The organism is Methanolapillus millepedarum, assembly GCF_032594115.1.
In the GTDB taxonomy this organism is placed as follows: domain Archaea; phylum Halobacteriota; class Methanosarcinia; order Methanosarcinales; family Methanosarcinaceae; genus Methanolapillus; species Methanolapillus millepedarum.
Window position 1 is genome coordinate 1,098,304 of the sequence record NZ_CP131060.1, and the last position, 12,454, is coordinate 1,110,757.

Annotated in this window: 13 protein-coding genes; 6 read left to right on the plus strand and 7 right to left on the minus strand. The window is 42.3% G+C overall.

Annotated features, from left to right (window positions below; all coding sequences use genetic code 11):
• The first annotated feature begins 967 nt into the window (after nt 1-967).
• From MsAc7_RS05155 to MsAc7_RS05175, 5 genes are all read left to right on the plus strand, one after another.
• Nucleotides 968-1,219, plus strand: coding sequence for a glutaredoxin family protein (locus MsAc7_RS05155; protein ID WP_338101860.1), 252 nt, complete (start codon nt 968-970; stop codon nt 1,217-1,219).
• Between the two features lie 49 nt (nt 1,220-1,268).
• On the plus strand, nt 1,269-3,587 hold the full coding sequence (gene nrdD, locus MsAc7_RS05160) for an anaerobic ribonucleoside-triphosphate reductase (protein ID WP_338101861.1): 2,319 nt from the start codon (nt 1,269-1,271) through the stop codon (nt 3,585-3,587).
• A gap of 341 nt (nt 3,588-3,928) precedes the next feature.
• Complete coding sequence (locus MsAc7_RS05165) at nt 3,929-4,513, plus strand: matrixin family metalloprotease (protein ID WP_338101862.1); 585 nt, start codon at nt 3,929-3,931, stop codon at nt 4,511-4,513.
• Nucleotides 4,488-5,174 carry a hypothetical protein gene (locus tag MsAc7_RS05170; RefSeq protein WP_338101863.1) on the plus strand — a complete coding sequence of 229 codons (687 nt, stop codon included), beginning with the start codon at nt 4,488-4,490 and terminating at the stop codon, nt 5,172-5,174. Before MsAc7_RS05165 ends, MsAc7_RS05170 begins: the two co-directional genes overlap by 26 nt.
• A gap of 108 nt (nt 5,175-5,282) precedes the next feature.
• Complete coding sequence (locus MsAc7_RS05175; RefSeq protein ID WP_338101864.1) at nt 5,283-5,885, plus strand: hypothetical protein; 603 nt, start codon at nt 5,283-5,285, stop codon at nt 5,883-5,885.
• Nucleotides 5,886-6,017: 132 nt separating this feature from the next.
• Here the strand turns inward: MsAc7_RS05175 and rpsB are convergent, their stop codons facing one another.
• The 7 genes from rpsB to MsAc7_RS05210 all read right to left on the minus strand — a co-directional run bounded on the left by rpsB (nt 6,018) and on the right by MsAc7_RS05210 (nt 10,643).
• On the minus strand, nt 6,018-6,650 hold the full coding sequence (rpsB, locus tag MsAc7_RS05180; RefSeq protein WP_338101865.1) for a 30S ribosomal protein S2: 633 nt from the start codon (nt 6,648-6,650) through the stop codon (nt 6,018-6,020).
• A gap of 115 nt (nt 6,651-6,765) precedes the next feature.
• Nucleotides 6,766-6,954 carry a DNA-directed RNA polymerase subunit K gene (locus MsAc7_RS05185; RefSeq protein WP_420847448.1) on the minus strand — a complete coding sequence of 63 codons (189 nt, stop codon included), beginning with the start codon at nt 6,952-6,954 and terminating at the stop codon, nt 6,766-6,768.
• 144 nt (nt 6,955-7,098) lie between these two features.
• Nucleotides 7,099-7,287: a DNA-directed RNA polymerase subunit N gene (locus MsAc7_RS05190; protein WP_338101866.1), complete on the minus strand. Its 189-nt coding sequence runs from the start codon at nt 7,285-7,287 to the stop codon at nt 7,099-7,101.
• 10 nt (nt 7,288-7,297) lie between these two features.
• Nucleotides 7,298-7,705 (minus strand): 30S ribosomal protein S9, encoded by a 408-nt coding sequence (locus MsAc7_RS05195; RefSeq protein ID WP_338101867.1) that lies wholly within the window; start codon nt 7,703-7,705, stop codon nt 7,298-7,300.
• A 13-nt stretch (nt 7,706-7,718) separates the two neighbouring features.
• Complete coding sequence (locus MsAc7_RS05200; RefSeq protein ID WP_338101868.1) at nt 7,719-8,138, minus strand: 50S ribosomal protein L13; 420 nt, start codon at nt 8,136-8,138, stop codon at nt 7,719-7,721.
• A 9-nt stretch (nt 8,139-8,147) separates the two neighbouring features.
• Nucleotides 8,148-8,528 carry a 50S ribosomal protein L18e gene (locus tag MsAc7_RS05205; protein WP_338101869.1) on the minus strand — a complete coding sequence of 127 codons (381 nt, stop codon included), beginning with the start codon at nt 8,526-8,528 and terminating at the stop codon, nt 8,148-8,150.
• A gap of 363 nt (nt 8,529-8,891) precedes the next feature.
• On the minus strand, nt 8,892-10,643 hold the full coding sequence (locus tag MsAc7_RS05210) for a hypothetical protein (RefSeq protein WP_338101870.1): 1,752 nt from the start codon (nt 10,641-10,643) through the stop codon (nt 8,892-8,894).
• Between the two features lie 373 nt (nt 10,644-11,016).
• Here MsAc7_RS05210 and MsAc7_RS05215 point away from each other — a divergent pair, with 373 nt between their 5' ends.
• Complete coding sequence (locus MsAc7_RS05215) at nt 11,017-12,270, plus strand: mechanosensitive ion channel family protein (protein WP_338101871.1); 1,254 nt, start codon at nt 11,017-11,019, stop codon at nt 12,268-12,270.
• Nucleotides 12,271-12,454 lie beyond the last annotated feature (184 nt).

Genomic DNA, 12,454 nt, shown 5'->3' on the forward strand with positions numbered 1-12,454 from the left:
TTCATTTCAATCAAAAATTATCCCTGTATTTTTAATTTTCAACTCAAAATTGGACCTGCTGTTTTCAGTTACAATTTGCACCCACTGTTTCCAGTTACAGTTTGCATCTGCTGTTTCCAGTTAAAGTTTGCATCTGCTGTTTCCAGTTACAGTTTGCACCTACTGTTTTCAGTTACAGTTTGCACCTACTGTTTTCATCTGCAGTTTGCACCCACTGTTTCCACAGTATGCAACCCTCATCCCAACGATTATCTTTCCTTTTCCATTGGCGTTCCACGCCAATGGAAAACGAGACTGCAAAAGGAACAGACTCAATCAACAGAACATCCGATTAATCGATTTAAACCGGTTAAAATAGTCCAAAAAGAAAAAAGATGATCTGAAGACTGTTTAAGAACAGAAGATGCGGCGACTCAAAAAATTGGACAAAAGAAAAAAGATAAAAGAAAAATAAGAAAAAACAAACAGAAAAATAAAACTCATAAAAATATTTGGAAATAATTAAAATCAGAAAATATTTACCGATGTTTATACAACTTCAAAAATATAAAATGATTTTTATCAGAAATGATTGTCAATAGAGTTTATGAACAAGTTGTTTACCAATATAACCATAAGACAGATGAATTAAAGTATATAAACTAACGACTTTGTTTGTATACAAAGATAGAAGGGTTACCATTTGCGGTTTTAGATTTGAATACAAACGTGATACGAATAAAGTTTATTAAACGACAAACAGATTACTACGTTTTACCTTACGAAGCAAATTCAGCCCGATGAAATTGCCGAATTCATCAAAAGATCCACTCCAATAAGATCCCGACATAAAAGAAGATCTTTCGCCATTGTCCGAACCGGACGCTCTTTCACAACAAACACAATTCCAAAACATTCCAAACGGCAATTTCATCCATCACCTTCACTCCACACACCGATTATAATTATACATACAGGAAGATTTCACATGACAAAAGTGGTCATTTACACAACAGACGTTTGCCCGAAATGTAAAATTCTCAAAAAATATCTGAATGAGAAAAATGTCCCCTTCGAGGAAATGAATATGGGAACACCGGATGCTCTCACGGAACTGGCCATGAACAACATTTTTACAAACGTGGCGCCGGTTCTTCAAGTCGGAAACAAATTTTTGACCTACAAAGACATCTTCACCGGAAGCGATGTCAACGACAAACAAATTCAATCTTTACTCTAATCACGCGCAATATCAAAATATAATTTAAATAAATAAAAAGAGGAAAAAAATGTCAACCGAACTCAACAACCCGGAGAAGGGATTTCCAAAGCAAGTCCAGCAAACGCTTGATGGAAGCACGATTTCCACCATGCCGAAAGTCCGGACAACCAGCGGATACATGCTTGACTGGGACAGAAATGAAATCGTCAAGCAACTCATGAAAGAAACCCAGCTGGCCGACCGCTTTTACGGTGTTCCCGGAATCACCCGCGACGAAGCCGTCGAAATCGCCAAAGACGCTGAAGCCCGCATTCGAAAAATGAATTTGAAATTTCTCTCCGGACCCTTGGTTCGTGAAATCGTCAACTGTGTCCTTTTGGAACGCGGCCACACCGAATGGCGTAATATTATGACCAGAGTCGGCGCGTCCGTCTACGACTCCTGTGAAATCGACTCCGGCCTCGGATTTGAGTCCCACGACAACGCCAACCAACTGGACAACGCCGAAACGTCTCACAAAAAGAAAGCCGACAAAATGTCCAAGGAACAAAACCTGCTCTTAATGCCCGGAAACCTGGCCGACCTTCACTTAAACGGCGACTTCCACATTCACGATTTGGAGTACTTCGGAACCCGCCCGTTCTGTCAGGACTGGGATCTCCGGTATTTCTTCTACTACGGACTCATGCCCGACGGCGTCGGCGTCCAATCCAGTGTTGCCGGTCCGGCCATGAACGCCGAAGTGGCCGTTCTCCATGCCGTTAAAGTGATGGGGTCCGCCCAAACCAACTTTGCCGGCGGCCAGGGATTCTATAACTTCCTCACCTTCATGGCGCCTTACTTCGTCGGAAAAACCGATAAAGAGCTCGAACAGCTCATGCAGATGTTCGTCTACGAAATGATGCAAATGATGTGCGCCCGCGGCGGACAGACGGTGTTCTCGTCCGTTCAGTTGTCTCCGGGCGTTCCAAAGCTCTGGAAAAACAAACCGGTCGTTGCCATGGGAAAAGTTTGGGATGGCGAGCAGGGCACCAAGCGCTGGGTCTACGGCGAACTTGAAAAAGAAGTCCGAAAAGCATTCCGTGCGCTCATGGTCGTCATGCTCAAAGGAGACGCTTGGGGAAAACCGTTCAGCTTCCCGAAACCCGAAATCTCCATTGAACCCGATTTCATGGAAGAAGACGTCGAATTCAACAAAGCCAACCCGGACGTTTTGTCTTACAACGACCTCTACCGCTTGACGTTCGAATTGGCCGCCAAGTTCGGAACCCCGTACTTTGACAACCAAATTCCGGAATACCGCGGCGCCGGCGAAGGAATCAGCTGTTACCAGTGCTGTGCCTACCAATTCTCCGCCAACCCGACCGATGACACACAATTTGATGACAAACTCTATTTCCGGGATGGAAAGCACTTCTCCATGGGATCCTGGATGGTCATGTCCCTCAACTGCCCGCGCGCCGCTTACAAAGCTGAGCACGACGACGAAAAGCTCTTTGAGGAACTCAAATACCTGATGAGTAAATCCATTGAGGTCTTCCGCGTCAAAAAGAAATGGATGGACCACTTGCTTGACTGCAACCGGATTCCGTTTGCCGCCATGACTCCGAAAGACCCGAACACCGGTGAAAAAGGAACGATTGCGGTCGATTTTGACAGTCTCGTCTACACCATCGGCGTCGTCGGTATCAATGAAATGGTTCGGTACCACACAGGATACTCGATTTATGAATCCAAAGACTCTTACAAATTCGCGATTCGTGTCATGTACGAAATGAAAATGTACGCCCAAAAGCTGTCCCAAGAAAACGGCATTGAAATTGCTCTGGCCAGAACGCCGGCCGAAACCACTGCCCAGCGGTTTGCGGTGTCCGACCTCCTTCACCCGGAATATGCCAAAAAAGCGGAATGCAACATGAACGGCGACGTCGAATTGGCCAAACGTGAACTTGAAAATGGCAGCGGAAAAGATCTTCCGGTCTACTACACGAACGGAACGCATGTTCCGCCGAGCGCCGACATTTCCATTATCGAAAGAATCAATGTGGAACAGACCTTCTTCCCGATTGTGGACGGCGGAAACATCCTTCACATCTGGCTCGGCGAAGGAAACCCGGACCCGCAAGGCTTGCAAGAAATGGCCATGCACATTGCCAAAAACACCCACACCGGATACTTTGCGTTCACGCGCGACATCACCGTTTGTAAAGACGAAGGATACGTCGCCTCCGGAATCAAAGAATGCTGCCCGAAGTGCGGCTCCGGAAACATTGATCACTTGTCAAGAATCACCGGATACCTCCAATCCGTGAACGGCTGGAATGCCGGCAAAAAACAAGAACTGGTTGACCGGACACGAGTCGACCCGAAAAACATGAAAGTCTGAAATGTTGGACTTCCAAACCGAAAAGAACTCAAAGGTTTTAGACTGCAACCTTTGAGTTCTTTTTTTACGGGAATTGACTGTTCTATTTTTTTGAGTTTTATAAGTGTGCACGTTATAACAATCGTGTTTATAGGAATTTTATAAATTTGTGAAAAGTGTTTATAGAAACTTTATAAATTTGTGAAAATAAATTTTTAAAAGCACATAATATATAAATACTATAAAATAAGTTTAATTTTTATCTAATGAGCCACTCAACGATGCTTGTTAGGTCGTACCAGATTTATTACGTAATATTTTTTATTATTTCAAAATCTGGTTTAAAATGTATGGAGGAAAAAATGACAACAAAAATAAGAGTAGTCCTTTTAATTGCAGTTCTTATCATTTCAATGACAGGAACTGCATTTGCATATAAGACGACAGATGATAGTGGCATTACCAATTCGTGGAATAAAAAACCAGTATATGTCTATTCGGGTACTTTGCCATCAACATGGGATAGCTCTGTAAACAGTTCCATAGGGTCGTGGAGTTCAGCTGGTGCAAACTTTAGTTATGTAAAAAATAATCCACCGGTAAATTCATTGGACGTATGTATACAACAATCCTCAATGGCAAATAATGATACGTGGGCGCAAGAAACCGCAACCTCTTGGATTGTGATATCTAGTACCAAACGTCAAAAAACAGGGTCAACAATTAACATGAACACCTATGTCAATTGGTCAACGACTACAATCTGCCCGCCGAAAGCAATTGATGTTGAAAGTGTTATGGTTCATGAATTAGGACATGCGTTGGGTTTGAATCATGAGCAGAGCAATTCCCTTTACACCATGTATTCTTCAACTCCAACTGGAACAATTTATAAGCGGTCGTTGGAATCAGATGACAAAAATGGGGCAAAAGCACTTTATCCGTAACCGGGAGGGGGAAAATATGAAAACAAATTTTAAAATATTAGTCATAGGAGTGTTTCTTATAGGTATAAGCTTGCTTGGTTTGGGTTTACTGTCTAATTTCCCTCTTGCAAATGGAGATTCAGTATTTTCAACCACTTCAAATGCAAGCGTACCATATTACACATATGAGGAACTGAATGAAAAAAGTGATTTAATTGTCTATGGTACTATTATTGAAATTTCAGACCCAAAATGGAGTACAGTTGACGGAGAGCAACCAAAAGGAGTATACAAAGAAAAAGGAGTAACTGAGAAAGGAGAAGAGTGTGTTTATTATTACTTTAATCTCCAACCAGACGAAAGAATTTATACAGATATGACATTTTTAGTTGAAGAGTGTTATAAAGGAGACGTAGTGAAGTCTGAAAAAATAATTATCCGTTCTTTTGGGGGTATCATTGGAGAATTTAAGATGAACGATGTTGAACACCTAAACCCTGAAGATTTTAAAAAAGGTGATAAAATATTACTGTACCTAAGAGAAGACACAGGAACAATAAAAGATATCGGTCCCACACATTATGTTATTTTAACACCGAGAGGAAAACTATCTCTGAATGGAGAAATATTAATAAATGCAGATGGTGAAAAAATTAGTTTGGATGAAGTTCGAATTAATTAAAGCGCACCGGCACCAAAATCAAATATTAAATACCCTACGAAATTTGTTTAAAATTTAATATTATTAAATTTTAAACATTTTTCAGACACCAGCAATGAAGGTACGATTATGAAAATAAATAAAAAATTGATTGGAGTTTTATTGCTTATTTTAGTTTTTGCCGCAGGTTGTCTTTCTTTGGAATCTTATGTGAGATATGATTACGGATCAAAAACAGCCGAACTCCAAATCAACAACCCGGACGATATTTTTTCGGGTGAAGATGTTGAAAGATTTTATCCCTACCAATATATTACAAATATCTCCTACGCCTATTGGAACAAAAGAATGATGGAGAGTGAGTGTCCATTAATCGTTTATGGTACTGTTAAAGAAATAAAACCATCTGTATGGAATACAAGCGATGGAAAGATTCCACCCGAAGTTGAAGATATGCTGGACAGGGGAGAGCCTTTATGGTCGCCTCGTTATGAGATACATACTGAAATGGTCGTCACCGTTGACCGTTGGGCGAAAGGAAACAGTTCTGAAGAAATAACGATTCAGTTGTATGGCGGACAGGTGGATAACATTGTTCAATATAGAGAGAGTTGGCCCCACTCATGGGACTTTAAGGAAGGCGAACAGTACTTGTTCTATCTTGTAAAGCAATCATATTACCCCTACTATGAATTGGCACCTGGAGATTCTGTTCGAATTGTTACCAATTGAGCGGGTAAAGAGAATTAGATTTAATTGAATAAATTGAAATAAAATCCAAAATTCAATAAAAAAAGGCAACCGTTTCATTGAAACGGTTGCCCATTTTAAAACAACTTATTTTTTAAAAACAATTCAGCAAATTTACAACGGAACTTCAAAGTCCGCGAGTTCATAGTTAAACGGCATGCCTTTGTTTTTGGCAATTTCGCGGGCCAGGAGCCAGTAAACCAAGGACAAGGCTTTTCTTCCTTTGTTGTTGGTCGGAATCACGAGGTCCACATTTTTGGCCAAGTTGTTCGAGTCGCAAAGAGCAATCACCGGAACACTGATGTCAAAGGCTTCTTTGATCACTTGGGCGTCGCCGGCCGGGTCGGTCACGATGACAATTTCCGGTTCAAAATAGCTGTCCATTTGCGGGTTGGTGAGCATGCCCGGAATGAAGCGGCCGAGAGCGGAACGGCATCCGGTGGTTTTGGCGAACATCTTGGCCGGATATTGACCGTATTGTCTTGAAGAAACAACCAAGACGCGGGAGATGTCGTATTTGGACAACATGTTGGCGGCGGCGATGATTCTTTCATCGGTGGCCTGAATATCCAAAACATATAAACCGTCGGTTCTGACACGGTAAACAAACCGCATCATGTCTTTTGTTTTCTGTTGCGTTCCGATGTGAACACCGGCGGCCAAATATTCGTCGATTGAGACGAGGTAGGATTGTTCGGGCGCGGACACATCTTCCGAAATATTTGCTGAATAGTTTTCTTCTTCCATTGAATCACCGAAATTGTTTGTTTGAATAAAATTTCCTTAATGTTTGATTAATTTCCTTGTGCTTTTTTAATTCCGAACGAATTAAAAAATATAAAATGTAAATTAAATGAATATATTATTCCCTTTTGACCGTAATCGGGACAACGCCTCTTCTGAATTCTTCAAGAGCGATGTAAAGCGGATCAGCTCCGGACTTTTCGTAATCTTGAATTAAAACAGGCGCACCCATTGAAATTTGAAGGGCGCGTGCGCCGACAATTCGGGCGCGTTCAAACCGCGTATACTCTTGAATTTGAATTTCCATACCATCACCAAAATAATTGTTTTAAATGCTTCCGCCTAAAAAATAAAAACAGAAATGGTTTTGATTTTGTCAAAACCGTTTCCAGACCATTTTTTGATCGACTTTCGGTTTTATTTTTCAAGTGCTCTCGTCTTTACGATTCCATTACTGGTATGGAGCAATCACGTCAACCATTTCGATGTGACTTAAAATCATTCTCCGGCAGCAATAGCGAGTAATGCCAAGGTCATCTAAGACCCGGCCTTTGTCCTCGCCGGCTTCGGCGCGTGTTTTAAATTCCTCGTAACTGGATGAAATGACTTTTCCGCATGAAAAACAACGGACCGGTATCATAATTTATTCCTTACCTGTATGATTTCTGATATCTTGCGCGGGCACCCGGACCACCGAAGTATTTCGGTTCTTTTTGTCTGGAGTCGCTGACGAGCAAGCTTCTGTCAAACTCCGCAAAGGCGTCTTTGACAGCAACATCGTTTGTAAATTCAACAATTCCTTTCGCAATTGCGGTTCTGGCGGCATAGGCCTGACCGACAACGCCGCCGCCTGAGACGGTCACGCTGATGTCAAGCTTTGAGATGACGCTTTCGCCGGCAATGTTGACCGGTTCTGAAATTTTTTGGTTCACCAAATAACTTCCGTAGATCGGGAGCGGAATTTTGTTAATTCTGACAATGCCCGTTCCGCTTTTGACGGCGGCTCTGGCAACGGCGGTCTTATGTTTACCGGATGTGTTAACAACTTTTTCTGCCATTTATGTTTCCTCCTTAGAAGTTCGCTCCGAGCTTTTTGCTGACATCTCCGAGGCGGACGTATTTCCGGGAGCTGAGACGTTCCATACTGGCATCTTCAACGGTTTCGGTCTTTTTTCCTTGGAATTCGGCCGGAACACCGACATAAACCTTTAAGTTGCTCAAAGCTTTTCTGCCGCTTTGTCTTTTGTACGGAAGCATGCCGCGAACCGTTCTTTTCATGATTTTGTCCGGTCTTTTCGGGAAGTACGGACCGTATTCGGGCCGTCCTCTTTCGACGGAGTGTTCATAATCGGCAAAGATGTTTGCGCGGGAACCTGAAATAACTGCCTTTTCGGCATTGATAATATCGATGGTTTCGCCATTCAGAAGGCGTTTTGCGACCACACTGGAGAGGCGGCCCAAAATTAATCCGTTTGCGTCAATAACTGTCATTTTTGCACCTCACTGGAAAATCCGAATGCCTGACCCTTTGGGGTTTTCTTCAAGGATGTCTTCGATTCTCATGCATTTGCCGCCGGCCGCCGCAATTTTTTCAGCTGCCGCAACACTGAAACTGAGAGCTGCAACGGTCACCGGGAAATCAACATCGCCGGCACCGAGAAGTTTTCCCGGAACCAAAAGGACTTCATTTTCTTTGGCGTACCGGTTGACTTTGCTTAAGTTCACATCAGCATAGTTTCTGCACGGGTTTTCAAATTTTTTGGCAATCGCCGACCAGATCGGCGCGTCGTTCTCATTGGCCGCGTTTTTGAGCGTCAAAATGAGATTAATCATTCTCGGATTTGTCTTTCTCGAGAGCTTTACAAGTGTTCTCTTACCCATTATTTTCCTCCGCAAGATTTTTTCTAAAATAAACAAAAATCCTACTCACGCATATGCGACCGGCATGCATCGGCAATGCCAAATCGGTATCTATAATTCGGCTGAAAAACCAACCGACTGCGTTCGAAAATATGGTATCCTGAATTTGATATAACGGATCAAAAATCGTGTTAATAAAAATCAGATATACAATACTTTTTCGAATAGATAACGTCCCTGAATAAGATTGATAGAATATAAACTTTCCTCAATCAAAAAAATAAAAACATCTTCTTTTTGATTACAGAACCAAGAAAATGATTGCTGTAACACGCGCGAAGGCCGCTTCAAAAAAAAGAAAATGTGAGAACGTTTTAAAAATTCTCACAAAAGTGACCAATCCAAGAACAAGATGAAGAACATCAGAATGGTCGTCGCCGCCACCAGGAAGATGAAGAAAGCCGCAATATTCAGATGCCTGTTCGTTTCAACGGCGTCCAAAAGCGATGTCTTTTCCCGGGCGAACTTGCCGGTCTTTTCAAGAATCCAATCTAAGATTTCATCCAAGAACAAGCCGCCGCCAATGTTAATCATAGCGCCGACCGCAATTGGCGGAATAAACGCTGTCAGGAATGTTAAAAGACCGCCGTTCATCGCCGCGTCCACCGTGTCGCCAAGCAGTGTATCAATGATGACAATGCCGATGATAAATGTCAAAAGCATGAAAGCGGATCGGGCACTGAAAACTGTACTCAACGACGGCGGATTAAACCGGATTTGAAGACCGGATAAACCATGCGTTTTGACCGCGCCGCGAACATTTTTAGACGTCACGTCAAAGAAAAAGTCAATCAAACTGATCAACGTCATAATCAACGCGCTGACCCCCGCCCCGGTAACAATAGATGCCGGAACAATATAATCGGTAACAACTTCTTCGGTGGACGTATTGTTTTCTTTCAGCTGCCGGAGGATCGTATTGACGCTGGCGCCTGAACCTCCCGGGCTGCCGGTACCGTTTGTACCATTGGTGCCGTTTGTCCCATTGGTCTGATTGGTTTGGTTGGTGGTGTTTGTTGTGTTGGTGGTATTTGTTTGATTGGTTTCATTCGTCTCGTTTGTTGCGTTGGTCTGATTGGTTTCATTTGTACTGTTAACAACCGTTGCGTTACCCGTGCCGCCGCCACCCTGCTGAGCTGTGTATTTGGTCAGCGGATAATAATCAATACGGTCTCCCGATGACAAATCATCCGGGATGGTATACGGAATTGTTGAATAACCGGTAGAAGACGACGGCAACATATCCGAGTATCCGAAACCGTCAGAGTTTGTCCAATAGTTTCCGGCAATATTCGGACCGCCGACAACATTGGTTCCGGAATGCGGCGGAAGAGCAGTCGTGTTTAACATGTCCCATTCGTTAAACTCGATATCGGACATGTTAGAAGAATCGAACTTTAAATACTCCGGACGATCTGTTGAAAATTTATTATTATAAATCCATGTAAAGCCGGAAGAATATTCCGTGACAAATTCAAGAACGAATTCACTGCTTGAAACGGTGTTGTTAAAAATATTCATTCCACCCGTCGTCAAAGAAACATTGTCCAAATAAATGGACCCGTTTTGGATATTCATGCCGGAAATAGAAGAGGAAACTGCCATCATATTTGCAAAACATAAACTGCCGTCTGTCAATGTCAGGTTTGAAACATTGACGGCATCGTAATCATTCACACCGGTTCCCAATATATAGACGCTGCCGTTCGCAATGGAATAACCGTTGCCGTTAATCGTGAGATTAAACGGGGCAGGAGAATTTGAACTGATATGAATACTATTGACAACCATACTATGAGAAGCATAAGGACCCGTTAAAACTAAATTGACATCCGTTCCGGTGAAGGAAGAACTCAAAACAATTGAAAAACCATCCGAAGTCGTACCGGTATTAAAAAATTTGTAGGAAATATCAGACGCATAAAAACCGGTATAATTGAAACTGTTGCCGGCTTCCGTTACATCCGTATATGTGACGCCGCCTGTTCCCTGAATCGTTCCGCTGTTATTGACCAAAGCCGGATCTAAATAAATCGTGTAAATTCCACTGTTTTCAACAACAATTTCGTTAGCCATTGCCGTTCCTGTCAAAAACAAACAACAAAATACGAATAAAACCGTCAAAGCCAAATGTTTTCTGTTTAACCGCATAAATACCCCAGTTTTTTAAACAAATCCATTTTTATCTAAATTTTATATAATCAAAATTTTCTGAATTTTTTCTATTTTATTAAATTATTTTCAATCTAATATTAATTCAAAATATTTAAAGAAAGATAAAATTTAATCTCATCTCCCTGTATCAATCAGAATTAAATAAGTGAAATGACTGCTTGTAGTAAGTTAATCAATAATTATAAACTTATTTGATTTTACATGATTAATCGAATATAGAACTAAGATAATAAAAGTAGAATCATGAAAAACAAAATATTCTGAGCGGAAAACTATGGCGGATTATTTATCATATATTAATTATACGGATTTTTCTTTTATTTACGGTTGCCTGTTCATCATTTTGGGCTTGGTTCTTTTTTTCGGGATGCGCCAAATCCGAAAAGTGTTGCTGAAAAAAGTTGAAACGACCGAAACAAAATGGGACGACGTTTTTTTGGCGTCCGTCGGAAAACCGGTGACGATCATCGCTTTTTTGATTCCGACTTATTACGGCATTAAAAATTATATTTTAACGCCGGCCGGAATGGAAAGACTGATGATGACGGAATTAAACGAAGTCATTGCCGTGATCATTGGCGCCTGGTTTTTATCGGCCTTGGTTCAAAATTTGATGGAATTTTACGGACGGCGGATCATTCAAAGTACAAAAAACGATATCACAACACGGTTGCTCGGACTGTTGGACCTTCTCGCCGAATACATCATTTGGTTCACTGCCGTTTTAATTATCTTAAAAATCTACGACGTCAGCATCACGCCTCTTTTGGCCGGCGTCGGCGTGATCGGAATTGCTGTCGCGCTGGCCGCCCAGGATACGATCGGCAACTTCTTCGGCGGCGCCATGATTTATGCGGACCGCCCGTTTAAAGTCGGCGACCGCGTCAAAATCGGAGACCATGTCGGCGACGTTCTCGATATCGGTTCCAGAAGCACGCGCATCCGGACGCTGGATTACGAATTGATGACGATTCCGAACTCCACCATTTCCACCAGCATCATTACCAACTACGCGATGCCGGATATTAAAATCAAAGTCCGCCTCCCGTTCTCTGTCGGCTACGGTTCGGACATGGACAAAGTCAAAGAAATCCTGATGGAAGTCGCGACTGACGCCGCCAAAAATTTTGACTACATATTAGAAATACCGGTTCCGGAAGTGTTTTTCCTGACATTCGGCGAATCCAGTTTGGATTTGATGGTGACATTTTGGACCAACCGTTTTGACCGGAAATGGGAATCGCGCGACTATATCAATTCCACCGTCCTCCGTCGGTTCCGGGAAGAAGGAATTGAAATTCCGTGCCGGCAAAGAGATTTGCGGATCATTATCGATGAAACAGCCGTTTGCTCAAAACCGTTTAATGAAAGACCCTCTGCCAAAAATCCGGAAGAGAAAAATGAGAAAAAATATTACGACAGCCGGCGAAAAAATCACGTCATACAAAACCCGAACAAAGTCAGCCGGATTGTCGGCGTTTACGGAAAAGAAGACGCCGGCGAAGATATCGGGTCCGATAACGGATAAAACGGGTTGCTGAAATTGGAGTGTTTTTCAATTTCAGCTTACATCAACTGTTCCTATTTTCAGTTTGCATCTGCGGTTCCTATTTTCAGGTGCATCTACTGTTTCTATTTTCCGTTTGCATCTGCGGTTCCTATTTCCAGTTGCATCTGCGGTTCCTATTTCCAGTTGCATCTGCAGCTCCCGA

Excerpts from the sequence above, each read along its gene's own strand:
- MsAc7_RS05155 (WP_338101860.1), top strand. The coding sequence starts at position 968 with ATGACAAAAGTGGTCATTTACACAACAGACGTTTGCCCGAAATGTAAA.
- nrdD (WP_338101861.1), top strand. The coding sequence starts at position 1,269 with ATGTCAACCGAACTCAACAACCCGGAGAAGGGATTTCCAAAGCAAGTC.
- MsAc7_RS05175 (WP_338101864.1), top strand. The coding sequence starts at position 5,283 with ATGAAAATAAATAAAAAATTGATTGGAGTTTTATTGCTTATTTTAGTT.
- MsAc7_RS05200 (WP_338101868.1), bottom strand. The coding sequence starts at position 8,138 with ATGACAGTTATTGACGCAAACGGATTAATTTTGGGCCGCCTCTCCAGT.
- MsAc7_RS05165 (WP_338101862.1), top strand. The coding sequence starts at position 3,929 with ATGACAACAAAAATAAGAGTAGTCCTTTTAATTGCAGTTCTTATCATT.
- MsAc7_RS05195 (WP_338101867.1), bottom strand. The coding sequence starts at position 7,705 with ATGGCAGAAAAAGTTGTTAACACATCCGGTAAACATAAGACCGCCGTT.
- MsAc7_RS05215 (WP_338101871.1), top strand. The coding sequence starts at position 11,017 with ATGGCGGATTATTTATCATATATTAATTATACGGATTTTTCTTTTATT.
- MsAc7_RS05170 (WP_338101863.1), top strand. The coding sequence starts at position 4,488 with ATGGGGCAAAAGCACTTTATCCGTAACCGGGAGGGGGAAAATATGAAA.
- MsAc7_RS05210 (WP_338101870.1), bottom strand. The coding sequence starts at position 10,643 with ATGGCTAACGAAATTGTTGTTGAAAACAGTGGAATTTACACGATTTAT.
- MsAc7_RS05190 (WP_338101866.1), bottom strand. The coding sequence starts at position 7,287 with ATGATACCGGTCCGTTGTTTTTCATGCGGAAAAGTCATTTCATCCAGT.
- MsAc7_RS05205 (WP_338101869.1), bottom strand. The coding sequence starts at position 8,528 with ATGGGTAAGAGAACACTTGTAAAGCTCTCGAGAAAGACAAATCCGAGA.
- rpsB (WP_338101865.1), bottom strand. The coding sequence starts at position 6,650 with ATGGAAGAAGAAAACTATTCAGCAAATATTTCGGAAGATGTGTCCGCG.
- MsAc7_RS05185 (WP_420847448.1), bottom strand. The coding sequence starts at position 6,954 with ATGGAAATTCAAATTCAAGAGTATACGCGGTTTGAACGCGCCCGAATT.